We start from the raw sequence: 24865 nt of genomic DNA, 5'->3' as shown, positions 1-24865 counted from the left end.
CCCGCACACTGGCGCTGTGAGTGTTGCCTATGCCGATGCAAGTCGTTCGCCCGAAAATCCTTGGTTTTATCAGTGAGCAGGCATCGGCTTGGCTGGTGGCATTGGTGGTGTTACTGGTCGGTAGCGCGCTGACGGTGGTCGTCGCGTGGGCGGCTTCGGACCTGTATCAGCAGCAGGTGCGCCAGCGGTTCCAGTTGCTGGTCAACGAACGCTACAGCCGCATCCAGGAACGTTTTGAAGATCAGGAACAACGCCTGGGCAGCCTGCAGCGTTTCTTCGTCAATTCCGCAGAGGTATCCCGCGCCGAGTTCGACGGTTTCGCCAAACCGCTGTTGTTGCATGCCCGTGCCTATGCCTGGGCACCACGGATATTTCGTACGCAGCGCAGCTTGTTTGAGCAGGACATTTCTCGCCAGCGTGGCATTCCCTTCAGTATCCGCGAACTGAATACTGCAGGTGAGTTGGCGCCCGCGGCCGAGCGCGATGAATACGTACCGGTGCTGTACAGCCAGACCCAAAGTTTGCTGGGCTCGCCGCTGGGCTTTGATCTGCTGGCCCAGCCCCTGCGCCGGTCAGCGCTGGCGCGTGCGCAAGAAAGCGGCCAGTTGGCGGTGTCACAGCCCATGCAATTGGTGGGTGTGGAGCCCGCTTATGCGGCAGGCGTGTTGTTGGTGGCGCCCGTGAGCAAAGTCGCAGATGCCGAGCCTTACGGCTTTGTGATGGCGGTGATCAGCATGCGCCAGCTGGTGGCCGAGGGGTTGCCCAGGCCCAACCGGGACAACCTGGTGATGCAGATCGTAGACACCTCCGACACCCAGCAACGGGTGTTGTACGCGTCCAGTAACGCCTTGGGCAGCAGTGGCTTGACGGCTGCACGTCGCCTCACCCTGGGCGATCATGTCTACGCCCTGAGCCTGAGCGCCAGCGAAGTGTTCGACAAGGCCAACCATTCTTCGATGCACGCCATTCTGGCGATGGGCGTGTTGCTCAGCGCCTTGCTCAGTGCGCTGCTTTACATGCTGGTCAGCCAGCGCCAGCGCGCACTGAAACTGGTGGAGCAACGCACCGTTCAATTGCGTGCCCGTGAGCAGGAGTTGCGCGGTGCCCATGGGCAACTGCGCAGCGTGCTGAATGCGGCGACTCAAGTGGCGATCATTGCCACTGACCTGCGCGGTGTGATCAACACCTTCAATGCCGGTGCCGAACAGATGTTGGGCTTTACGGCCGAGGAGGTGCTGGGGCATATGACCTTGGACCGCCTGCACGTGGCCGCGGAACTCGACGCCCGCGCTGAGCCGTTGAGCAGGGCGCTGGGCAAGCGCATTCCAGCGAGCCAGGCGATGCTGGTGGAGAGCCCGGACAGTCAACATGAAGGGCGTGAGTGGACGCTGGTGCGCAAGGATGGCAGCCAACTGACGGTCAACATGTTGCCGACCGTGCTCTTGGATGACCATGGCCTGTGGGTCGGGCACTTGGCGATTTACCTGGATGTCACCGAGCAAAAGCGCGCCTATGAGGCCCTTGCGGTACGCGACCGCCTGCTGAAAAAACTCAGTGCCCATGTACCGGGTGGAATCTTCCAGTTCACTTTGGAACCACAGGACAATTGGCGTTTCATCTATGCCAGCGAAGGCATGCGCGATATCTATGAAATCGAACTGGGCGTGCTGCAGCAGGATGCGGGCAAGGTGCTGGAGCGCATTCACCCTTTGGACCTGGAGCGAGTGCGTGCCTCGATACGCCTTTCTGCGTTGCAACTGAGCCATTGGCGCGAAGAGTACCGCGTGCAATTACCTCAGCGAGGCCTGCGCTGGATTCGCGGCGAAGCGACGCCGGAAGAATTGCCGGGAGGCGGTACGCTTTGGCACGGTTATGTATCGGATATTTCTGATCTCAAACGGGTCGAGGATGAACTGCGCGCACTGTCCATTACCGACTCCCTGACAGGGATCTATAACCGGCGCTATTTCCAGGATCGTCTCAAGGGCGAAATGCTCCGGCTCAACCGTACCTCTGGCGCGCTGTCGTTGATCATGCTCGATATCGACCACTTCAAGCGCATCAACGATCAGCACGGCCATGCTGTGGGCGACGGCGTGTTGCAGGAGTTGTGCAAGCGTATCGGCCAACGCTTGCGCCGTACCGATGTATTTTGCCGGCTGGGTGGGGAAGAGTTTGTGGTGCTGTGCCCCAACACTGATGGCGCACAGGCTTACAGCCTGGCGATGCAGTTGTGGCAGTCGTTGCGTGATGCGGCGATGGAGCCGGTGGGGGTGGTTACCGCCAGCTTCGGCGTGGCCAGTTGGCGGATCGACGAAGGTATCGATGGCTTGCTGCTGCGCGCTGATTCGGCGGTGTACGTGGCCAAGCAGGCGGGCAGGGATCGCGTCGAGGAAGCCCTGACGCTTGAATGATCGTTCCCACGCTCTGCGTGGGATGCATCCTTACACGCTCCGCGTCACGCCTTGAGCGCGGACGCAGAGCGTCCAAAACAGCATTCCCACGCAGAGCGTGGGAACGATCAGACAGGGTGATGTGGTGCTTTAGAGAACCGGTGCGGCTGCAACGGCCTTCGGCTGGCGATACAGGTCCAGCAGCACCTGATCCAACACCGACGAGGCTCCCCAAGGCTTGGAGTCGTTGAGAATCGCCACCACCGCCCAGGTATTGCCATTGTTGTCGCGGCTGTAACCGGCAATGGCGCGCACGGTGTTCAAGGTGCCGGTCTTCACATGGGCTTCGCCGCGCAGGGCGGTGGTTTTCAGGCGTTTACGCATGGTGCCGTCGGTGCCGGCGATCGGCATCGAGCTGATGTACTCCGCCGCATAAGGGCTTTTCCACGCGGCTTGCAGCATGGCCGCCATCTCGCGGGCGCTGACCCGTTCGGCGCGGGACAGGCCGGAGCCGTTTTCCATCACCAGGTGCGGCGCGGTGATGCCTTTCTTGGCCAGCCACTGGCGCACGACGCGTTGCGCGGCCTTGGCATCGTCGCCATCGGCATCGTTGCGAAACTGCGCACCCAGGCTCAGGAACAACTGCTGGGCCATGGTGTTGTTACTGTACTTATTGATGTCGCGGATGATCTCCGCCAGGTCCGGCGAGAAGGCGCGGGCCAGCACCTTGGCATCCTTGGGCACCGGAGCCTGGATGTCACGGCCCTGGATGGTACCGCCCAATTCCTTCCAGATCGCCCGTACAGCACCTGCGGTGTAGGTGGCGTGGTCGAGCAGCGACAGGTAAGTCTGCGAGCTGCAGCCATCACCCAGTTGGCCGCTGACGGTCACGGTCACGCTGCCGTCGGCAGCGGTCACCGGGCTGTAGCGCACGTCACCGGTGCACTGCTTGGCGTTGGTGACTTTCACCTGGTTGTCGATGCGAATGCTGGCAATCGGCGGCTCGACCGATACGATCACCCGCCCCGAATCATTGCGGGTCACGAAGCGCAGGGCCTTGAGGTTGACCAGCAAGGCGTCGGGCTTGACCAGGAACGGCTTGTTCTCATCGTTGCCGTCGTCGTTGAACTCGGGCAATTGCGGCTGGTTGAAGAAATTGCGGTCTAGCACCAGGTCGCCAGTGACTTGCTGCACGCCATTGGCACGCAGGTCGCGCATCAGCAACCAGAGCTTTTCCATGTTCAGTTTGGGATCGCCGCCGCCCTTGAGGTACAGGTTGCCACGCAGCACGCCGCCGCTGAGGGTGCCATCGGTGTAGAACTCGGTCTTCCACTGATGGTTGGGGCCGAGCATTTCCAGGGCCGCATAAGTGGTGACCAGCTTCATGGTGGAAGCCGGGTTCACCGAGACGTCGGCGTTGAAGACCGTAGGGGTACCAGGGCCGTTCAGGGGCAGCATCACCAGGGACAGCGCGGTATTTTGCAGCTTGGCCTTCTGCAAGGCCTGCGCAACGCTGGGTGGCAGGGTGTTATTGACGGGAGCGGCGCAAACGGAAAAGGCCAGGGGCAAGACAACACTGGCAAGTAACACTGAGCGCAAAGATTTGATCATAAGAAATAAAACCCTACTGCTGAGGAGGGTGAAAAAGGCGAGGGGTATGGAAGAAAATCCCTCATTGGTCACGAAAGTGTCGGCATTATGCCCCAAGCTGGCGCCACGTGTAGCTGAACGATAGCTGCTAATCATGGTTTTTTTGCGCGCATTTGCCCGTCGGTCCCAGAGAGTCGGGCAATTGCCGCCTTAAACTGCTAAAGTGCCGCCCGTTAATACTTATGAGGATTGTTCCAATGGCGACTAACCGTTCCCAGCGTCTGCGCAAAAAACTGTGCGTTGATGAATTTCAAGAGCTGGGTTTCGAACTGAACCTGGACTTCAACGAAGGCCTGAGTGAAGAAGCTATCGACGCTTTCCTCGAAGCATTCATCAAAGAAGCCATGGAAGCCAATGGCCTGGGCTATGTCGGCGGCGATGACTACGGTCTGGTTTGCCTGCAAAAGCGTGGCTCGGTCTCCGAAGAGCAGCGTGCTGCCGTGGAAGCCTGGCTGAAAACCCGTTCCGAGCTGACCAAGGCTGAAGTCAGCCCGTTGCTGGACGTGTGGTATCCGGAAAAGCCGATCAACGCGGCTAAGTGATACTGAAAAAAACGGCGACCTGAGGGTCGCCGTTTTTTTATGCCTTGCGCCAATTCAGAATCAGCAGCGTCAACACCCCCGCCACAATCCCCCAGAACGCCGAACCGATGGAAAACAACGTCAAGCCTGACGCCGTGACCATAAAGGTAATCAGCGCCGCTTCCCGTTCCTTCGGCTCATTCATGGCGATGCTCAAGCCATTGATGATCGAGCCAAACAACGCCAACGCCGCAATCGACAGCACCAGTTCCTTGGGAAGGGCTGCGAACAATGCTGCCAGCGTGGCGCCGAATACCCCGGCAATCCCATAGAACACCCCACACCACACCGCAGCGGTGTAGCGCTTGTTGCGGTCTTCATGGGCGTGCGGCCCGGTGCAGATCGCGGCGCTGATCGCCGCCAGGTTGATGCCGTGGGAGCCGAACGGTGCCAGCACCAATGACGCCAGGCCAGTGGCAGTGATCAACGGCGACGCCGGCACGGTGTAGCCGTCGGCTCGCAGCACGGCTACGCCGGGCATGTTCTGCGAGGTCATGGCCACCACGAACAGCGGAATGCCGATGCTGATGGTCGCCGCCAGCGAGAAGTGCGGCGTCGTCCAAACAGGCGTCGCCACCTCCAGATGAAAACCGCTGAAATCCAGCAGCCCCATCAGCCCTGACAAGGCGGTACCGATGAGCAAGGCGGCCAGCACGGCATAACGCGGCGACAGGCGCTTGATGATCAGGTAGGTGAAGAACATCCCCAGCACCAGCCCGGTACGATGCTGGGCGGCGACGAAAATCTCGCTGCCGATCTTGAACAGGATCCCCGCCAGCAACGCCGCCGCCAGTGACGCCGGAATCCGCTTGACCAGTTTCTCAAAGCTGCCGGTCAACCCGCAGAGCGTCACCAGTACCGCGCAGGTGATGTAGGCACCGATGGCCTCGCCATAGCTCACGCCGCCCAGGCTGGTGATCAGCAGCGCCGCGCCAGGGGTGGACCAGGCGATGGTGATCGGTGTGCGATAGCGCAGGGACAGGCCGATGCTGCACACCGCCATGCCGATGGAAATCGCCCAGATCCACGAAGAAATCTGCGCCGTGGTCAAGCCGGCGGCCTGGCCGGCCTGGAACATCAGCACCAGGGAGCTGGTGTAGCCGGTCATCATGGCGATAAAGCCGGCGACGACGGCCGACGCAGAAGTGTCGGCCAGAGGGCGCAAGGGCGCTTGGGTGGCGTCGGTCATGGAGAGGTGTTCCTTATTGCCGGGAATTTGCCGCTGGCGGCTCTGATTCAAGCCTAAACTCAAACTTAACGAGTCATTGCAATACAGCCGAGCCCGCAAACAGCCGTACAGTGTGTTGGCGCAGTGGGTTGTGTACAATGTGCGCTGTTTTTAGGTGATACTTGCCAGCGACACGCTGTTGCCGTATTACCGTTAATTCGCCGTTCTCAAACCCGAGTGCCCATGAACGAACAGTTGCAACCTCTCAAGAAACAACCGCGAGCCGGCAAGGCCGGTCGCAGCGGAACCCAGGACGATATCGTCTATGCGCATATCTTCGAGGCGATCCTTGAACAACGCCTGGCGCCCGGAACCAAATTGAGTGAAGAGGCACTGGGCGAGATCTTCGGCGTGAGCCGCACCATCATTCGCCGCGCGCTGTCGCGCCTGGCCCATGAAAGCGTGGTACTGCTGCGGCCCAATCGCGGTGCGGTGGTTGCCAGCCCAAGCGTCGAAGAAGCACGCCAGGTGTTCATGGCCCGGCGCCTGGTGGAGCGGGCGATCACAGAATTGGCGGTGCAGCACGCCACGGCCGAGCAGTTGGCCGAGTTGCGCCAGATGGTCAACGACGAGCGCGACAGCTTCTCGCGCGGTGACCGTGGCGCCGGTATCCGTCTTTCCGGCGAATTCCACTTGAAGCTGGCCGAAGCCGCGAAGAACGCGCCGCTGATCAGCTTCCAGCGCAGCCTGGTGTCCCAGACGTCATTGATCATCGCCCAGTATGAAAGCGGCAACCGCTCGCACTGTTCCTACGATGAGCACACCCAGTTGATCGACGCGATCGAAGCCCGGGATGCGACGTTGGCGGTGAACTTGATGATGCATCACATGGATCACATCGACAGCAAGCTCAACCTCGATGAAGAGAGTGCGTCGGATGATTTGCATGCGGTGTTTTCGCACCTTTTACAGACTAAAAAACCTGGGCGTTCGTCTGTAAAGTTGTAAATCCAATCAAATGTGGGAGCTGGCTTGTGTGGGAGCTGGCTTGCCTGCGATAGCATCACCGCGGTGTAACTGACATACCGCGGTGATGCTATCGCGGGCAAGCCCGGCTCCCACACAAGCCCCTCCCACATTGGTTTTGTGGGGGGCTCTGAGATCAGCGCTGGTGAACGAGCTGCCCAGCTGCATAGGTCTGCAACACCGTCCGATCATCCCCCAGCGTCATCAGCACAAACAACGTCTCGGCAATGTTATTGGCCTGTTTCAGGCGATAGCTCAGCAGCGGCGTGGCGTTGTAATCCAACACCAGGAAGTCTGCATCGGTGCCTGGTTGCAACGTGCCGATCTTGTCTTCCAGGCGCAGCGCTCGAGCGCCGCCCAGGGTGGCCAGGTACAGCGACTTGAACGGGCTCAGCCGCGCACCTTGCAGTTGCATGACCTTGTAGGCTTCGTTCAGGGTTTGCAGCAGCGAGAAGCTGGTGCCGCCGCCCACGTCGGTGCCCAGGCCCACGTTCAAGTTGTGTTTTTCGGCCATCGGCAGGTTGAACAGACCACTGCCGAGGAAGAAGTTCGACGTCGGGCAGAACGCGACTGCCGAGCCGGTCTCTGCCAGCCGTGCGCATTCGTCATCGCACAGGTGTACGCCGTGGGCAAACACCGAGCGCTCGCCGAGCAGCTTGTAGTGGTCGTAGACATCCAGGTAGCCGTTGCGCTCCGGGAACAGCTCATTGACCCACTCGATTTCCTGCTTGTTTTCGCTGATGTGGGTCTGCATGTACAAATCCGGGTATTCGCCCAGCAACTGACCAGCCAGCGTCAATTGCTCCGGCGTACTCGTAGGGGCGAAGCGTGGCGTCACCGCGTAATGCAGGCGCCCCTTGCCGTGCCAGCGTTCGATCAGCGCCTTGCTTTCCTGGTAGCCGGATTCGGCGGTGTCGGTCAGGTAATCAGGCGCGTTGCGGTCCATCATCACCTTGCCGGCAATCATGCGCAGGTCGAGTTTCTCGGCCGCTTCAAAGAATGCATTCACCGATTGCGGGTGCACGCTGCCGAACACCAGCGCTGTGGTGGTGCCGTTGCGCAGCAACTCCTTGATGAAAATATCCGCGACTTCTTCGGCGTGAGCCTTGTCGGCAAACTGGCTTTCACAAGGGAAGGTGTAGGTGTTGAGCCAGTCCAGCAGTTGCTCGCCATAGGCGCCGACCATCCCGGTCTGTGGCAGGTGGATATGGGTGTCGATCAAGCCAGGGGTAATCAGCGCGTCCTGGTAATGGGTGATGTCGATATCGGCGGGCAGGCTCGGCAGCAGGTCGCTGGCGTGACCAAGGGCGCTGATCTGGCCGTTGTCGATCACCAGCAGGCCGTCCTCGAAATATTCATAGGAGGCTTCGATCCCGACCACGGCAGGGTCGGCGATGCTGTGCAGGATGGCGGCACGGTAGGCTTTGCGAGTCAAAGGCATGATCGTCTCGATTTAGATAGCTTGGCTGCGGCGTGAAGCCGGCAGCAGTTTGGCAATAGGTTCGGCGCCGGCAAGGTGCTGGCCGAAATTGGCGTTATAGGTGGCAATGATTTCGCCGGCGATGGAGATGGCGATCTCCACCGGGAGCTTGCCCTTGACCTCGGGGAGGCCCATGGGGCAGCGCATGCGTTGCAATTGCGCGGCGTCAAAGCCGCGATCACGCAGGCGGTGTTCGAATTTGACCCGCTTGGTTTTCGAGCCAATCAGGCCGAAGTAGGCGAAGTCGTTGCGCTTGAGCAGGGCGGCAGTCAGTTCCAGGTCCAGCGCGTGGTTGTGGGTCATGACGATGCAGTAACTGCCTGCTGGCAAGTCGGCAATTTCGTCGACCGGCTCTTCGCTGACGATTTTACGCACGCCTTGGGGGATGTGCTGCGGGAATTCCTGCTCGCGGGAATCGATCCAGCGCACCCGGCAGGGCAGGCTTGCCAGCAATGGCACCAACGCACGGCCGACATGGCCGGCGCCAAACACGGCGATGTGCGCCTGCGCCTGGCCCATGGGCTCGAACAACAGCACGGTGACGCCACCGCAGCACTGGCCCAGGCTGGCGCCGAGGCTGAAGCGCTCCAGATGAGTGTTCTGCTGGCCGCGCACCAACATGTCTCGGGCGATCTGCATCGCCTTGTATTCCAGGTGCCCGCCGCCGATGGTGTCGAAGGTGTGCGCGGCGCTGATGACCATCTTGGAACCGGCGTTGCGCGGGGTTGAGCCGAGTTCCTCGATGATGGTGACGAGCACGCAGGGTTCGCCCTGGTTGTGCAGGGTGGCGAGGGCGCTGATCCAGTTGTCCATGTCTACCTCAACATTTCTGCTGTTAGTTCGGCCGCTATCGCAGGCAAGCCAGCTCCCACATTTGATCGGGTTAGCACCTCAAAATGTGGGAGCCGGGCTTGCCCGCGATGGCAGCGCCTGGGTCTAGAGCGAAGCCAATTCAGTGTCAGCCTCGACAGCCTTCGCCGCCCGCAACTGCCGCATCTGCTCACACCCCCACAACACCCGCTCGGGCGTGGCCGGCGCATCGATCTTGGGCTGCTGGCGATAGTCAGCCAAACTCGCCACCGCGTCCTTGATCGCACACCACGACGCAATCCCCAGCATGAACGGCGGCTCGCCCACGGCCTTGGAATGGAACACCGTGTCTTCCGGGTTCTTGCGGTTCTCTACCAGCTTCACCCGCAGGTCCAGCGGCATGTCGGCCACTGCCGGGATCTTGTAGCTGGCCGGGCCGTTGGTCATCAGCTTGCCTTTGTTGTTCCATACCAGCTCTTCCATGGTCAGCCAGCCCATGCCCTGGATGAAGCCGCCTTCCACCTGGCCGATGTCGATGGCCGGGTTCAGCGAGGCGCCCACGTCATGCAGGATGTCGGTGCGCAGCATTTTGTATTCGCCGGTCAGGGTGTCGACGATCACTTCGCAGCAGGCCGCGCCGAACGCGTAGTAGTAGAACGGCCGCCCGCGTGACTGGCTGCGGTCGTAGAAGATTTTCGGGGTTTTGTAGAAACCTGTGCTGGAGAGCGATACCTGGGCGAAATACGCCTGCTGGATCAACGCCTCGAAGCTCAGGATCTGCTCGCGCACGCGCACATGGCCGTTGCGAAACTCCACGTCCGCCTCGCTTACGTCGTACTTGCGCGCCGCAAATTCCACCAGGCGCTGCTTGATGGTTTCGGCCGCATTCTGCGCGGCCTTGCCGTTCAGGTCGGCGCCGCTGGAGGCAGCGGTGGGCGAGGTGTTGGGTACCTTGTCGGTGTTGGTGGCGGTGATCTGGACGCGGTCGATTTCTACCTGGAATACCTCGGCCACGACTTGCGCGACCTTGGTATTCAAGCCCTGGCCCATCTCGGTGCCGCCGTGGTTCAGGTGGATGCTGCCATCGGTGTAGATATGGATCAGCGCGCCGGCCTGGTTGAGGAAACTGGCGGTGAACGAAATACCGAATTTCACCGGGGTCAGCGCCAGGCCTTTTTTCAGGATCGGGCTGTGGGCGTTGTACAGGCGGATCGCTTCGCGGCGCTCTGCGTATTGGCTGCTGGCCTCAAGCTCGGCGGTCATTTCTTCGAGCATGTTGTGCTCGACGGTCTGGTAGTAGTGGGTAACGTTGCGCTCGGTCTTGCCGTAGTAGTTGGCCTTGCGCACGGCCAGCGGGTCTTGGCCTAGATGGCGGGCGATGGCGTCCATCACCTCTTCGATGGCGACCATGCCCTGCGGGCCGCCGAAGCCGCGATAGGCCGTGTTGGAGGCGGTATTGGTCTTGCAGCGATGGCCGTTGACCGTGGCGTCGCCCAGGTAATACGAGTTGTCGGCGTGGAACATAGCGCGGTCGACAATCGAGTTGGACAGGTCCGGCGAACAACCGCAGTTACCCGCCAGTTCCAGGTTGATGCCGTGCAGTCGGCCGTTGTCGTCAAACCCTACGTCGTATTCGATATAGAAGGGGTGGCGCTTGCCGGTCATCAGCATGTCTTCGACCCGTGGCAGGCGCATCTTGGTCGGCTGGCCAGTGAGGCGCGCCACCACGGCGCACAGGCACGCCGGGCTGGCGGCCTGGGTTTCCTTGCCGCCAAAACCACCGCCCATGCGGCGCATGTCGACCACGATCTTGTTCATCGACACATCCAGCACTTCGGCCACCAGCTTCTGCACTTCGGTGGGGTTTTGCGTGGAGCAGTAGACGATCATGCCGCCGTCTTCGGTGGGCATCACCGAAGAGATCTGGGTTTCGAGATAAAAGTGTTCCTGGCCGCCGATATGCAAGGTGCCCTGTATGCGATGCTTGGCGCTTGCCAGCGCAGTGGCCGAGTCGCCGCGTTGGTGGGTGTGGCTGTCGAGCACGAAGTGCTTGTTGCGAAACGCCTCGACCACATCCAGCACTGGCTCCAGGTCTTCATATTCGATCACTGCCGCCATTGCCGCCTTGCGTGCGGTCTCCAGGTCGCGGGCGGCCACGGCCAGCACCACCTGGCCGACGAACTGAACGGTGTCGATGGCCAGCAGTGGGTCGCCGGGCATCAACGGGCCGATGTCTTTCAGGCCCGGTACGTCTTCATGGGTGATCGCAATGCGCACGCCGTCGAAGGCGTAGCAGGGCGCGGTGTCGATGCTGATGATCCGGGCGTGGGCGCGGTCCGACATGCGCGCATACAGGTGCAACTGGTTGGGAAATTCCAGGCGGTCGTCGATGTACTGTGCTTCACCGCTGACGTGTTTGGCGGCGCTGTCATGCTTGACGCTGCGCCCGACTCCGGTGGTGAGGTCCTGGGCAAACAGTGCGGCAAGTTCGGCCTGGGTTTTTACCACGGCGTGATGGTTAGACATAAGCGGTCACCCGAGTCTCGATGTGCGGCGTTTGCAGTTCGATGAAGTATTTGCGCAGCAGGTTCTGCGCGCTGAGCAGGCGGTATTCCTTGCTGGCGCGGAAGTCCGACAGTGGGGTGAAGTCGCCGGCCAGGGCGGTGCAGGCTTTTTCTACCGTGGCCGCATTCCAAGTGGCGCCTACCAGCGCAGCCTCGCAGCGGGTTGCGCGTTTTGGCGTGGCGGCCATGCCGCCGAACGCAACGCGCGCTTCGCTGACCACGCCGTTGTCGATCTTCAGGTTGAACGCTGCGCATACGGCGGAAATATCGTCGTCCAGGCGCTTGGACACCTTGTAGGCCCGGAACAGCGTGTGGCCCTTGGGCACGATGATGGTCTCGATGAACTCGCTGTCCTGGCGCGCGGTGACGCGGTAGTCGATGAAATAGTCTTCCAGCGCCAGGGTGCGGCGGGTGTTGCCCTTGCACAGTACGATCTGCGCGCCCAGGGCAATCAGCAGCGGCGGCGAGTCACCAATCGGCGAAGCGTTGCCGATATTGCCGCCCAGGGTGCCTTGGTTGCGAATTTGCAGGGAGGCGAAGCGTTGCAGCAGTTCGCCGAAGTCCGGGTATTCATGGTGCAGCGCGGCGTAGCAGTCGGAGAGGGCGGTGGCCGCGCCGATTTCCAGGCGGTCGTCGAACTGCTCCATGCGCTTCATGGCTTCAATGTTGCCGACGTAGATCATCACCGGCAGGGTGCGGTGGAACTGGGTGACTTCCAGCGCCAGGTCAGTGCCGCCGGCCAGCAGCCGGGCTTGTGGGTAGGCGTCATAGAGGTCGGCCAGGTCGGCAACGGTCAGTGGCACCAGGCAGCGCTTGTCACCACTGTTGAGTTCGCCGGTCTGGGTCGGCGCGATAGCCTTGAGGCGGGCGATGGTTTCAGCCTGGCGGCTGTCGAATTGATCCTGGGGCTTGTTGCAGCAGGCCTGTTCGGCGGCGGCGAGAATCGGGCGATAACCGGTGCAGCGGCACAGGTTGCCGGCCAGGGCTTCATGGGCTTTGTGGCTGTCGGGGGCGTCGCTGTTCTTTTGCAGGGCAAACAGCGACATCACGAAGCCCGGGGTGCAAAAGCCGCACTGTGAGCCATGGCACTCGACCATGGCCTGTTGCACGCTGTGCAGTTGACCCTTGTGCTTGAGGTCTTCAACGCTGATCAGTTGTTTGCCGTGCAGCGACGACACGAACGTCAGGCAGGAATTGAGGCTGCGGTAACGAATCTGCTCGGCGCCTTGCTCGTCGGTGTGCAGCTCGCCGACCACCACGGTGCACGCGCCACAGTCGCCGCTGGCGCAGCCTTCCTTGGTACCGGGTTTGCCCACATGCTCGCGCAGATAGTTGAGCACGGTCAGGTTGGGGTCCAGGGCGTGCTCGCTACGGAGTTCCTGGTTAAGTAAAAACTGGATCACGGAAGGCCTCGCAGACTCATTATTGTTGTTAACCGCTTTGCGCCGAATCTAGTCATGTCTGACTTTTCGGTCAATGGTTTTCTGACCTAAGGGTCAAGAAAATCCGGTCGCAACACTTTCAATTATGGTCCAGTCTTCTGGAACCGGCGTTTTTGGCGGCTTACAGGCTTCAACGTTGCTTATTTCATGCCAAATTCGCCACGGTGGGCGTAGCGCCATCAGCGGGCCAATGCGCTACACTGCCGCGCTTGTACTGATAGAAGATTTTGAAGGGAAAACATGACGTTCAAGGCGCCGGACAGTCTCGCCGAGCAAATTGCTCACCACCTCGCCGAACGTATCATTCGCGGCGATCTCAAGCCTGGGGAGCGGATCCAGGAACAGAAGGTCACGCTGGCGCTCAACGTCAGCCGTGGTTCCGTGCGCGAAGCTTTGCTGATCCTTGAGCGCCGCCATTTGATTGCGATCCTGCCGCGCCGTGGCGCTCACGTCACCGAACTTACCGCGCACAAGGTGCAGAGCCTGTGTACGTTGATGGGCGAGATGTACATCCTGCTCGGCAATGCGGTTGCCGAAGGCTGGCAGACCCAGGCCGACATGGCGCCGTTTCTGCAGATCCAGCAACGCCTTCAATTGAGCCTGGAGCGTGAGGACATCCGCGCTTTCGTCGAAGAAAGCTTCAGCGTGATGCGCGCCGCGTACCCCTTCGCCAACAACCCTTATTTGCAGGAAACCGTCGAAAACCTGCAGCCGGCGATGAACCGCGCTTATTACCTGGCCCTGGATCAGCGCAAGGCGTCCATGAGCGAGTTCCTGGCGCTGTTCGAGCAATTGCTCGCCGCAGTACTGGCCCGTGACCTGGTGCAGATTCGCCTGGTGCTCACAGCCTATTGCCAGCGCAGCAGTTCGCTGGTCATCGCAGCCTTGGCGGACGCCTAAGCGTGCGGCTCAAGTGCATCAAGTTGGCGGGGTTCAAATCCTTCGTCGACCCCACCACCGTCAACTTCCCCAGCAACATGGCGGCGGTGGTGGGGCCCAATGGCTGCGGCAAGTCGAACATCATCGACGCCGTGCGATGGGTGATGGGCGAGAGCTCGGCGAAAAACCTGCGCGGCGAGTCGATGACCGACGTCATTTTCAACGGCTCCACCAGCCGCAAGCCGGTGAGCCAGGCCAGTATCGAACTGGTATTCGATAACTCCGACGGCACCCTGATCGGCGAATACGCCGCCTACGCGGAAATTTCCATCCGTCGTAAAGTCACCCGCGACAGCCAGAACAGCTACTTCCTCAACGGCACCAAGTGTCGCCGTCGCGATATCACCGATATTTTCCTCGGCACCGGCCTGGGCCCGCGCAGCTATTCGATCATCGAGCAGGGCATGATCTCCAAGCTGATCGAAGCCAAGCCCGAAGACCTGCGTAACTTTATCGAAGAAGCGGCCGGCATCTCCAAGTACAAGGAGCGCCGTCGCGAGACTGAAAACCGTATCCGTCGCACCCACGAAAACCTCGCCCGCCTGACCGACCTGCGCGAAGAGCTGGAGCGCCAGCTCGAACGCCTGCACCGCCAGGCGCAGGCCGCCGAGAAGTATCAGGAATACAAGGGCGAAGAGCGCCAACTCAAGGCGCAACTGTCGGCCCTGCGCTGGCAGGCCTTGAATGACCAGGTGGGCCAGCGCGAAGCGATTATTGGCACCCAGGAAGTCAGCTTTGAAGCGCTGGTGGCCGAGCAGCGCAATGCCGACGCCAGCATTGAGCGCCTGCGTGACGGTCACCATGAGTTGTCCGAACGCTTCAATCTGGTGCAAGGCCGCTTCTATTCGGTGGGCGGTGACATTGCCCGGGTCGAGCAGAGTATCCAGCACGGCCAGCAGCGTTTGCGCCAGTTGCAGGATGACTTGAAGGAAGCCGAACGCGCACGCCTGGAAACCGAATCGCACCTGGGCCATGACCGTACCTTGCTGCTGACCCTGGGCGAAGAGCTGGACATGCTCACCCCCGAGCAGGAAATCACCAGCGCCGCCGCCGAAGAGGCCGCCGCCGCCCTGGAAGAATCCGAAGCCACCATGCACGGCTGGCAGGAACAGTGGGACGCCTTCAACCTGCGATCCGCCGAACCACGCCGCCAGGCCGAGGTGCAGCAGTCGCGCATCCAGCAACTGGAAACCAGCATGGAACGCCTGGCCGAGCGCCAGCGCCGGCTGCAGGAAGAGCGCGTACTGCTCGCCGCCGACCCGGAAGACGCGGCGATCATGGCGCTGAGCGAACAACTGGCCGAAAGCGAAATGACCCTGGAAGAGCTGGAGGCCAGCGAAGAGCAGCAAGTGGAGCGCCTGGAGCAACTGCGTCAGCAATTGCACACCGCGACCCAGGCGCAGCAGCAAGCCCAGGGCGACTTGCAGCGGCTCAATGGTCGGTTGGCTTCGCTGGAGGCCTTGCAGCAAGCCGCGCTCGACCCCGGTACCGGCACCGCCGAATGGCTGCGCGACCAGCATTTGGCCGAACGCCCCCGCCTGGCCGAAGGCTTGAAAGTCGAAGCCGGCTGGGAATTGGCGGTGGAAACCGTGCTGGGCGCCGATCTGCAAGCGGTGCTGGTGGATGATTTCGGCGGCTTCGACCTGGCCGGGTTTGCCCAGGGCGATTTGCGCCTGCTCAGCCCGGCGCCCGAGGGTGCGCGGGTGCCGGGTAGTTTGCTGGACAAGGTCGAGGCGGCGATGGATCTGTCGCCTTGGCTGGGCCAGGTCAGGCCGGTGGAGTCTCTGGAGCAAGCCTTGGCCCAACGCGGCCAATTGGCGGCCGGCGAAAGCTTGATCAGCCGCGATGGTTATTGGGTCGGCCGCCACTTCCTGCGCGTGCGCCGCGCCAGTGAGGCGGAAAGTGGCGTATTGGCCCGTGGCCAGGAAATCGTCAACCTGAGCGCTGAGCGTGAAGAACGCGAAGCCACACTGGAAAGCCTGGAAACCGAACTGCAAACCCTGCGTGCTACCCAGCGTCAGCAGGAAACCGGCCGCGAACACCTGCGTCGGCTGTTGCAGGACGAAGCGCGCCAGCAAGGCGAATTGAAAGCCCAGTTGTCTGCGAGCAGGGCCAAGGTGGAGCAATTGACCCTGCGCCGCACCCGTCTTGACGAAGAAGTGGCCGAGATGGGCGAACAGCGCGCCCTGGAACACGAACAGATCGGTGAAGCGCGCCTGCACTTGCAGGAAGCCCTCGACAGCATGGCCCTGGACACCGAACAGCGCGAGTTGCTGCTGGCCCAGCGCGACAGCCTGCGTGAGCGCCTTGACCGCGTGCGCCAGGAAGCCCGGCAGCACAAGGACCACGCCCATCAGTTGGCCGTACGCTTGGGCTCGTTGCGCGCCCAGCATGATTCCACGCGCCAGGCCCTTGAGCGCCTGGAGATGCAGTCCGAACGCCTGACCGAAAAGCGCGAGCAACTGAGCCTCAACCTGGAGGAGGGCGAGGCGCCGCTGGAAGAGCTGCGCCTCAAGCTTGAGGAATTGCTCGATAAGCGCATGACCGTCGACGTCGAACTCAAGACCGCACAGATCGCCCTGGAAGACGCAGACCGCGAACTGCGCGACGCCGAAAAGCGTCGCACCATGGCCGAGCAGCAATCCCAGTTGATCCGCGGCCAGCTCGAACAACAGCGTATGGAATGGCAAGCCCTCACCGTGCGCCGCAAGACCTTGCAAGACCAATTGCTGGAAGACGGCTATGACCTGCACGGCGTGCTCAACACCCTGACCGCCCAGGCCAACGAGAAAGACGCCGAAGAAGAACTTGAACGGATTGCCGCACGTATTCAACGCCTGGGCGCGATCAACCTCGCCGCTATCGATGAGTACCAGCAGCAGTCCGAGCGTAAACGTTATCTGGATGCCCAGGACGCTGATCTGGTTGAAGCCCTGGACACCCTGGAAAACGTGATCCGCAAGATCGACAAGGAAACCCGCAACCGCTTTAAAGATACCTTTGATCAGATTAATGGCGGTTTACAGGCGTTATTCCCAAAAGTTTTCGGTGGTGGCAGCGCCTACTTGGAACTGACGGGCGAAGATCTACTCGATACAGGGGTAACGATCATGGCGCGGCCTCCGGGCAAGAAGAACAGCACCATCCATTTGTTGTCCGGCGGCGAGAAAGCCCTGACCGCATTGGCCCTGGTATTTGCCATCTTCAAGTTGAACCCTGCGCCGTTCTGCATGCTCGACGAGGTTGACGCGCCGCTGGATGACGCTAACGTTGGACGCTACGCTCGGTTGGTCAAAGAGATGTCCCAGACGGTGCAGTTCATCTATATCACCCACAACAAGATCGCCATGGAAATGGCCGACCAGTTGATGGGGGTGACGATGCATGAGCCGGGCTGTTCGCGATTGGTCGCGGTGGATGTGGAAGAGGCGATGGCGATGGTGGAATCCTGAACCACGCCGGGAGAGAGAATTTACAGCACGCTGTAGGGCGATTTACCGGTCTGGGGAAAGTGGCAAATGGACATATTTGTTCAAGGCATTTTGACAGACGGTGTAAAGTTATCTTTGGTCGTGCTAGTTTAATGTCAATTTTTCGTGTGCGTGGGCAAAACGTCAGTCAGAACATAGAGTTGGCGCCACGTTTTAAAGCGGTTTGCACGGTGCTAAACCCCTTATTTTTCAGCATTTTTTATTAGAGGCACGGGATTACATGGAAATCGGTCTGCGCGAGTGGCTGATCGTCATCGGCATCATTGTCATTGCCGGTATTCTTTTCGATGGCTGGCGCCGTATGCGCGGTGGCAAGGGCAAGCTCAAGTTCCGTCTGGACCGAAACCTGTCCAACTTGCCTGACGACGACGGCGCCGCCGAGCTGCTTGGGCCGCCCCGTGTGCTGGATACCCATAAAGAGCCGCAACTGGACGAGCACGACCTGCCGTCGATGAGCGCCCCGCTGCGTGAAGCCCGCGAACCGTCCTCCAAGCGCGGCAAGCGTGGTGGCGCGGCGGTTGCCGAGCCACACCAGGGCGACCTGAACCTCGACGTTGACGACGGCCCGAGCTTCAGCAGCCGTGATGATGATTTCCCGGACGAGACCGCGACCAAAAGCGCGTCGCGCCAATCGGTGAACGATCAGCCGGCTGCCGAAGAAGTGCTGGTCATCAGCGTGATCTGCCGCGACGCCGGCGGTTTCAAAGGCCCGGCACTCTTGCAGAACATCCTCGAAAGCGGCCTGCGTTTTGGCGAGATGGATATCTTCCATCGTCACGAAAGCATGGCCGGTAACGGCGAAGTGCTGTTCTCCATGGCCAACGCGGTCAAGCCGGGCACGTTCGATCTGGACGATATCGACCTGTTCAGCACCCCGGCGGTGAGTTTCTTCCTTGGTCTGCCAGGCCCGCGTCACCCCAAACAAGCGTTCGACGTGATGGTGGCCGCCGCCCGCAAGCTGTCCCAGGAACTCAACGGCGAGCTCAAAGACGACCAACGCAGCGTGCTCACCGCCCAGACCATCGAACACTACCGTCAGCGCATCGTCGAGTTCGAGCGTCGCGCCCTGACACAGAAACGCTGAGGAACGATCTTAAGCGTTGTCTGTAGAATCCGTGCACTAACATATTGAGCAGCTTCGGCTGCTCTTTTGCTTTATGAGAGAACACCCATGACCGCCGCCCATACCCGCATCCTCGAACTGCGCGCTGAACTGGATCAGCATAACTACCGCTACCACGTCCTCGACGAGCCGAGCATCCCGGACGCCGAATACGACCGCCTGTTCCACGAGCTCAAAGCCCTGGAGGCCGAGCACCCGGAACTGGTGACGCGTGATTCGCCGACGCAGCGGGTCGGCAGTGCGGCATTGTCGGCGTTCACCCAGGTCAAGCACGAGATCCCGATGCTCAGCCTGGGCAACGCCTTCGATGAAACCACCATGCTGGAGTTTGATCGCCGGGTCACCGAGGGCCTTGACCTGCCGGTGGGCGATCTGTTTGGCGCTGGCGCGGCGGTGGAATACAGCTGCGAGCCGAAGCTGGATGGCCTGGCGGTCAGCCTGTTGTACCAGGATGGCGAGCTGGTGCGCGGTGCCACCCGGGGCGACGGCACCACGGGCGAGGACATCAGCGTCAACGTGCGCACCGTGCGCAATATCCCCCTGAAACTGCACGGCACGGGCTGGCCAGCCACCCTGGAAGTGCGCGGTGAAGTGTTCATGTCCAAGGCCGGTTTCGAGCGGTTGAACGCCTCGCAACTGGAAGTGGGTGGCAAGACCTTCGCCAACCCGCGCAACGCTGCGGCGGGCAGCCTGCGCCAACTGGATTCGAAGATCACCGCCAGTCGCCCGCTGGAGTTCTGCTGCTATGGCATCGGCCAGGTGACCGCGGATATCAGCGACACCCATATCGGCAACCTCAAGCAGTTGCAGAAGTGGGGCATGCCCATCAGCCACGAGTTGAAGCTGGCCAAGGGCATTCAGGAATGCCTGGACTACTACCGCGACATCGGCGAGCGCCGCAATGCGCTGGGCTATGAAATCGACGGCGTGGTGTTCAAGGTCAACAGCATTGCCTACCAGCGTGAACTGGGCTTCCGTGCCCGCGAGCCGCGCTGGGCGATCGCGCACAAATTCCCGGCCATGGAAGAACTCACCGAGCTGCTCGACGTGGAATTCCAGGTCGGCCGTACCGGTGCGGTCACGCCGGTGGCGCGCCTCAAGCCGGTCAAGGTGGCCGGTGTGACCGTGTCCAATGCCACCCTGCACAACATGGACGAAGTGGCACGCTTGGGGCTGATGATCGGTGACACCGTGATCATCCGCCGCGCCGGTGATGTGATTCCGCAGGTGGTCTCGGTGGTCACCGAACGCCGCCCGGAAAACGCCCGCGCTGTGCAGATCCCGCAAAATTGCCCGGTGTGCGGTTCCCATGTGGAGCGCACGCAGTTGGTCAAGCGCAGTAAGGGCAAGGAAACCGTCAGCGAAGGCGCGGTGTACCGTTGCGTCGGGCGTCTGGCCTGCGGTGCGCAACTCAAGCAGGCCATCATTCATTTCGTCTCGCGCCGGGCCATGGACATCGACGGCCTGGGCGACAAGACCATCGAGCAACTGGTGGATGAACAGCTCATCGGCTCGCCGGCCGATCTCTACAAGCTCAAATACGAACAGATCATCGACCTGGAAGGCTTTGCCGATACCTCCAGCAAGAAGCTGATCAGCGCCATCGAAAACAGCAAGACCCCGACCCTGGCACGCTTTATCTACGCCTTGGGCATTCCCGATGTGGGCGAGGAGACGGCCAAGGTGCTGGCGCGCTCGCTGGCGTCCCTGGAGCGTGTTCAAAAGGCGTTGCCAGAGGTGCTGACGTACTTGCCGGATGTAGGGCTGGAAGTGGCCCATGAGATCCATAGCTTCTTTGAAGACGGTCACAACCAGCAGGTGATTGGCGCACTGTTGTCGCCAGACGAATGCGGCCTGCAATTGCAGGAGCAGGGCGAACTCAGCGCGGAATTCGCCGCCAGCACCACCTTGGGCGGTTTGCTCGACAAGCTGCACGTGCCTTCGGTGGGACCGGGCGCGGCGCAGAAGCTCGCGGACAAGTTCGGTTCGCTGGAGGGCATCATCAAGGCTGACTGGCTCGACATGCGCCAGGCGCTGCCCGAGAAGCAAGCCAAGGCTGTACGGGAGTTTTTCGACAATGCCGACAACGCCAACCATGCCCTGGCCATCGAGCAGCAGCTCAAGGACTTCGGCATGCACTGGCAGAGCGAGAAAAAGGTCGTTGAAGGCTTGCCCGAAGCCGGGCACACCTGGGTACTCACCGGCTCCCTGGAGTTGATGAGCCGCGATGTGGCCAAGGACAAGCTCGAAAGCCTGGGGGCCAAGGTGGCCGGTTCCGTTTCGGCGAAAACCCACTGCGTGGTGGCGGGACCGGGCGCCGGCTCGAAATTGGCCAAGGCCAATGAGCTGGGCCTGAAAGTACTGGACGAAGAGGCCTTCGTCGCCTTCCTGGCCAAGCACAACATCACCGTCTGATTGATCGTCCCCACGCTCCGCGTGGGAACGCATCCTGTGACGCTCCGCGTCACGGCCTTCGCGCAGACGCAGAGCGTCCAAGGCGGCATTCCCACGCGGAGCGTGGGAACGTTCTCTCCCGAGAAATGATCTAGTCTCTGTCACCCCAGGGAGAGATCGCCATGTTCCGCTACTTCGAGCAACTCAGCACGCGCATCGCCGCTCCGTTCATGGCCGAAACCTCGCGCAACAGCAAGGTGTGGCGATGCCGGTGTGGCCAGTCGCTGTTCTTTCGCAACAGCCAATGCCTGGCCTGCCAGGCGGCGTTGGGTTACCAGCCGCAGCAAAGCCGCCTGTCGTCCCTGCAACCTGGGCCGGTGGTCGGTACTTGGCTGGCCGACGACAATCTTGATGCTGGCGCTTTTCGGCGCTGCGCCAACCTCGACTCACCGGCTGCGTGCAACTGGCTGATTCCTGCCCACAGCACCGCGCCGTTGTGCGTGGCCTGTAGCCTGAACCGCACCATTCCTGACCTATCAATTGCGGAAAACCCCGAACGCTGGCGCAAGGTCGAAACCGCCAAGCGCCGCTTGGTGGCGCAACTGATCAGCCTGGGCCTGCAAGTGGTGCCCAAGAGCGTTGACGAAGAGACTGGCCTGGCCTTCGACTTTATCGGTATCGACCTGGAAGGCAACGCGCCCACCACCGGCCACGCCAATGGGCTGATCACCCTGGACATCAAGGAAGCCGATGACGCCCACCGCGAAAAAGTCCGCGTACAGATGCGCGAGCCGTACCGCACCTTGCTCGGCCATTTTCGCCATGAAGTCGGTCATTACTACTGGGACCGCCTGATCGCCAACAGCCACTGGCTCCCTCATTTTCGCAACCTGTTCGGCGACGAACGCGCCAGTTATGCCGAGGCCCTCGACCAGCACTACCAGAACGGCCCGCGCCCCGACTGGCAACTCACCTGCGTGAGCGCCTACGCCACCATGCACCCCTGGGAAGATTGGGCTGAAACCTGGGCCCACTACCTGCACATGATGGACGCCGTGGACACAGCCCTGGGCTTTGGCATGAGCGCCCGCGAGATGGACCTGGATTACCAGCCATTCCCGCTGACCACGCTCTACGACCCGCAACACCCTGGCGGCCCGGCATTCCTTTCCTTCGTCAATGCCTGGATCGAACTGGCCGGCATGCTCAACGAACTGTCCCGCGCCATGGGCCAGCCGGATTTCTACCCCTTCGTGCTGCCGCCCGCGGTGATTGCCAAGCTGCACTTTATTCACCTGGTCATCCAGGAAGAAGGCGGCAGGGCTGATGGGGTTATGGCAAGTGCTTGAGCCTTCTCATTTTTTAATCCGGAACCAACGGTTGTAACTTCCGATGAGATGGGTACAATGGCGCGGCTTGCCGAGAGGCAGCGTCGTTATGGTGACCCCATCGGTCCCCCCGCAACGATTACCCGTGAACCTGGTCAGAGCCGGAAGGCAGCAGCCACAGCGGGAACATTGTGTGCCGGGGTGTGGCTGGTGGGGTTGCCTCCATAACGCTCCCTTCTGCAGTCCCTTCTAAATCTCAAGTTATTTTCAGCCCGTCATCTGTGATGCTTCCTGCACAGTGCATGACGGTCATTTCCCGTCTAGTGGCATACTCCCAAGCGTCTCTTCCCCTGGCTACGAGGCTCTATGCACTCGGAACATTTCAATTTATCCAGCCCTGTTTTCTTGCCGATCACCGAGCACACCTGTGCGGGGTTGTTGGGCAGTGAGGGTTTCGATGCGCTTGTAGCCCTGAGTGAGCCCCAATTGGCGGCGGTGTTGGTGATCCAGAACCTGGCGCAGGTGCCGGAAAGCGACCTTAGCGCCAACGGTGCTGAAAAAGTGTTGGCCAAGCTGATTGACTGGGCAGTCGATGCCCGCCATTCGGCCAGTGTGTCCCTGCTCTCTGAAGCGCAGCGGCTGTTCGATCAGAGGAAGCTGTACTTCGGCCTCAATGTGGTCAAAAGCCTGAAGCTGCGCTTTCTGCTGGAGGAGGAAGTCCAGGCGCAGGACTACCTGTTACCCAGTGGCAAATGGGACGTCGAGTATAAAGTCCGCCATCTCAAGGCCAATGATCCGTTCAGCCAGCAGGTGATCACGCCCAGGCATCGCGAGCGCTGGTTGAGCGCCGAGCAGGACAAGCTGCTCAGAACCTTCCGTGCCAACCTGAACGAAGACCTGCATGTGCAAGGCTACGCAGGCATTGGCAAGAGTCACCTGCTGGTGGCCTTGCTGGAGCACCTGCGCCCGGAAAAGACCTTGCTGCTGGCACGCACCCCGGCAAAACTCGAAACCCTGCGTGCTCGCATGGTGGGAGCGCGGGAGCGTAAGGCCGGGCATACCTTTCAGGACTTCGCCCATGCTCTATTGCATGGCCCCAGGCCAAAGCCGCTGAATGCGCCGGTGAGGGTGCCGACCAAGCAGGCGCTCGCCCAAGAACTGAATATCTTTGGTTTTCGTCGCCTGGAAGGGCAAGCGGTAGTGGAGGTGTGCCTCAAGGTGCTTGAAGCCTACTGCCGCTCTTGGGAGTACAGCTTGTCGGCCCAGCATTTGCCGCATTTCAAGCAACCGCTCGCCGGCGTCGATGCCAGGGTGCTGCTCGAATATGCCAGCCGGTTGTGGGGCTACCTTGAGGCGAACCCGGCCTGGGGCCGGCATACCGGGTTTGAAGCCTTGTTGATGATCAAGCGCGCCAGCCTTGCAGGCTGCGTCGTCCCCGAGCGCTATACCCACGTGCTCATCGATGAGAGCCAGGACATCCCCGCGCCGTTGCTGCAAATCATCGAGCGCGGCCGCCAGGTGCTGATCACTTTGGGGGATGAGTATCAGCAGGCCAGTGGCGGCGTGGTCAAACGCGCCCGTGAGGTTCGCCATACCGACGTGTGCTACTCCGTGCGTTCCGGGCGCAATGTCGAGCGCCTGGTCAACCCGTTGATCAGCTTGCATTCGGAAAAAAGCAAATCGCTTTTCGAGGGCGCACGCGATGCCGATGTCGGCATTGAGTTTTATCCGCAGGGTTTTGTACCCCCGCAAGGTTGCGTGGTGTTGACCGCTTCCCATTGGGACACCATGCAGTGGGCGATCCAACTGAGCCACGCCCGTTGTGCGTTCGGCCTGGCGAGCAAAGAGGCCCAGCAGTCGCTCAAGCATTTCATGGACACGGTCATCGCGTTGTTCAAACCCGATTTCTATAGCAATGAGTTCAATGACCTCGGCCCCCATGCGTTTTTCAGTGACATGGCCGATTGGCAGCAGGTGCGCGAAGCCTGCCAGTTCGATGAGGCGTTTCTGTGGGTCGAGGCCGAACTGGAAAAAGGCTTTAACGTGGCGGATGCCACGCGTTTGAACAGATTGATCGGCCATCCGGACGAGCGCGTCCTGTTGATGCTGGCGCAGGATGCGGGCGGCATGGAGTTCGACCGGGTATTGCTTACGCCGGAACTGTTGACCAACGTGAAGTTCCAGGACGCCTACGCGTTCGATCAACGACTCTGTGCGGTGTATATCGCGATTTCACGAGCCCGGGTGCAGTTGTACCTGCCCTACGATGTGGTCGAGTGGCTCGACTACCACAAGTATCAAAAGGCCCGTGAATCCCACGGTTACTGACGGATTTAATCCGGCTGTTTCACAACTTTCATAAAGCCCTCTGGACAACCCGCAGACCGCCTTGTTAGCTTGCGCCGGCCACTTGTTTCAGAGTATGACAAGGGCATGGATTTGATATTGAAGTGCTATCGCTTCTTTCACTCACAAG

Annotated in this window: 15 protein-coding genes and 1 other RNA gene; 10 read left to right on the top strand and 6 right to left on the bottom strand. The window is 60.9% G+C overall.

From position 1 onward, the window contains the following. Positions 1 to 29 precede the first annotated feature (29 nt). Complete coding sequence (locus GH769_RS17390) at positions 30 to 2414, top strand: diguanylate cyclase (protein WP_020302639.1); 2385 nt, start codon at positions 30 to 32, stop codon at positions 2412 to 2414. A 129-nt stretch (positions 2415 to 2543) separates the two neighbouring features. On the opposite strand, the gene dacB is transcribed toward GH769_RS17390, so the two are convergent. Further along, positions 2544 to 4004, bottom strand: a complete 1461-nt coding sequence (gene dacB / locus GH769_RS17385; protein ID WP_014719471.1) for a D-alanyl-D-alanine carboxypeptidase/D-alanyl-D-alanine-endopeptidase — start codon at positions 4002 to 4004, stop codon at positions 2544 to 2546. 236 nt (positions 4005 to 4240) lie between these two features. Here dacB and GH769_RS17380 point away from each other — a divergent pair, with 236 nt between their 5' ends. Beyond that, positions 4241 to 4585 carry a YggL family protein gene (locus GH769_RS17380; RefSeq protein WP_003193255.1) on the top strand — a complete coding sequence of 115 codons (345 nt, stop codon included), beginning with the start codon at positions 4241 to 4243 and terminating at the stop codon, positions 4583 to 4585. Positions 4586 to 4622: 37 nt separating this feature from the next. Here GH769_RS17380 and GH769_RS17375 read toward each other — a convergent pair whose 3' ends face one another. Beyond that, on the bottom strand, positions 4623 to 5813 hold the full coding sequence (locus GH769_RS17375) for a benzoate/H(+) symporter BenE family transporter (RefSeq protein WP_020302648.1): 1191 nt from the start codon (positions 5811 to 5813) through the stop codon (positions 4623 to 4625). Between the two features lie 222 nt (positions 5814 to 6035). On the opposite strand from GH769_RS17375, the gene GH769_RS17370 reads away from it, so the two are divergent. Then, the gene (locus GH769_RS17370) at positions 6036 to 6800 is read left to right on the top strand and encodes a GntR family transcriptional regulator (RefSeq protein ID WP_014719469.1); all 765 of its coding nucleotides are present in this window, start codon (positions 6036 to 6038) and stop codon (positions 6798 to 6800) included. 154 nt (positions 6801 to 6954) lie between these two features. Here the strand turns inward: GH769_RS17370 and guaD are convergent, their stop codons facing one another. The 4 genes from guaD to xdhA all read right to left on the bottom strand — a co-directional run bounded on the left by guaD (position 6955) and on the right by xdhA (position 13075). Further along, a complete protein-coding gene (gene guaD / locus GH769_RS17365) occupies positions 6955 to 8259 on the bottom strand; it encodes a guanine deaminase (RefSeq protein WP_014719468.1) in 1305 nt (434 codons plus the stop codon). 12 nt (positions 8260 to 8271) lie between these two features. Next, the gene (xdhC, locus tag GH769_RS17360) at positions 8272 to 9111 is read right to left on the bottom strand and encodes a xanthine dehydrogenase accessory protein XdhC (protein ID WP_014719467.1); all 840 of its coding nucleotides are present in this window, start codon (positions 9109 to 9111) and stop codon (positions 8272 to 8274) included. A gap of 123 nt (positions 9112 to 9234) precedes the next feature. Beyond that, positions 9235 to 11634, bottom strand: coding sequence for a xanthine dehydrogenase molybdopterin binding subunit (gene xdhB, locus GH769_RS17355; protein WP_019820507.1), 2400 nt, complete (start codon positions 11632 to 11634; stop codon positions 9235 to 9237). After that, positions 11627 to 13075, bottom strand: a complete 1449-nt coding sequence (xdhA, locus tag GH769_RS17350) for a xanthine dehydrogenase small subunit (protein WP_032903100.1) — start codon at positions 13073 to 13075, stop codon at positions 11627 to 11629. The genes xdhB and xdhA overlap by 8 nt, the downstream gene beginning before the upstream one ends. A gap of 279 nt (positions 13076 to 13354) precedes the next feature. Here xdhA and GH769_RS17345 point away from each other — a divergent pair, with 279 nt between their 5' ends. From GH769_RS17345 to GH769_RS17315, 7 genes are all read left to right on the top strand, one after another. Beyond that, positions 13355 to 14014 carry a GntR family transcriptional regulator gene (locus GH769_RS17345; protein WP_014719464.1) on the top strand — a complete coding sequence of 220 codons (660 nt, stop codon included), beginning with the start codon at positions 13355 to 13357 and terminating at the stop codon, positions 14012 to 14014. Between the two features lie 2 nt (positions 14015 to 14016). Beyond that, positions 14017 to 17505, top strand: coding sequence for a chromosome segregation protein SMC (smc, locus tag GH769_RS17340; protein ID WP_032903102.1), 3489 nt, complete (start codon positions 14017 to 14019; stop codon positions 17503 to 17505). Between the two features lie 259 nt (positions 17506 to 17764). Continuing rightward, the gene (gene zipA, locus GH769_RS17335) at positions 17765 to 18628 is read left to right on the top strand and encodes a cell division protein ZipA (protein ID WP_014719462.1); all 864 of its coding nucleotides are present in this window, start codon (positions 17765 to 17767) and stop codon (positions 18626 to 18628) included. An 87-nt stretch (positions 18629 to 18715) separates the two neighbouring features. Then, complete coding sequence (gene ligA / locus GH769_RS17330; RefSeq protein ID WP_020302651.1) at positions 18716 to 21082, top strand: NAD-dependent DNA ligase LigA; 2367 nt, start codon at positions 18716 to 18718, stop codon at positions 21080 to 21082. A 161-nt stretch (positions 21083 to 21243) separates the two neighbouring features. After that, entirely contained in the window at positions 21244 to 22410 is a 1167-nt protein-coding gene (locus GH769_RS17325) for a putative zinc-binding metallopeptidase (protein WP_014719460.1), read from the top strand. A 98-nt stretch (positions 22411 to 22508) separates the two neighbouring features. Next, positions 22509 to 22605, top strand: an RNA gene (gene ffs / locus GH769_RS17320) — signal recognition particle sRNA small type. A gap of 150 nt (positions 22606 to 22755) precedes the next feature. Further along, a complete protein-coding gene (locus GH769_RS17315; RefSeq protein ID WP_032903103.1) occupies positions 22756 to 24717 on the top strand; it encodes a hypothetical protein in 1962 nt (653 codons plus the stop codon). The last annotated feature ends 148 nt before the right edge of the window (positions 24718 to 24865 follow it).

It is taken from the genome of Pseudomonas sp. CFSAN084952, from assembly GCF_009648855.1.
In the GTDB taxonomy this organism is placed as follows: domain Bacteria; phylum Pseudomonadota; class Gammaproteobacteria; order Pseudomonadales; family Pseudomonadaceae; genus Aquipseudomonas; species Aquipseudomonas paracarnis.
This window is presented reverse-complemented; position numbering and strand designations above follow the sequence as displayed.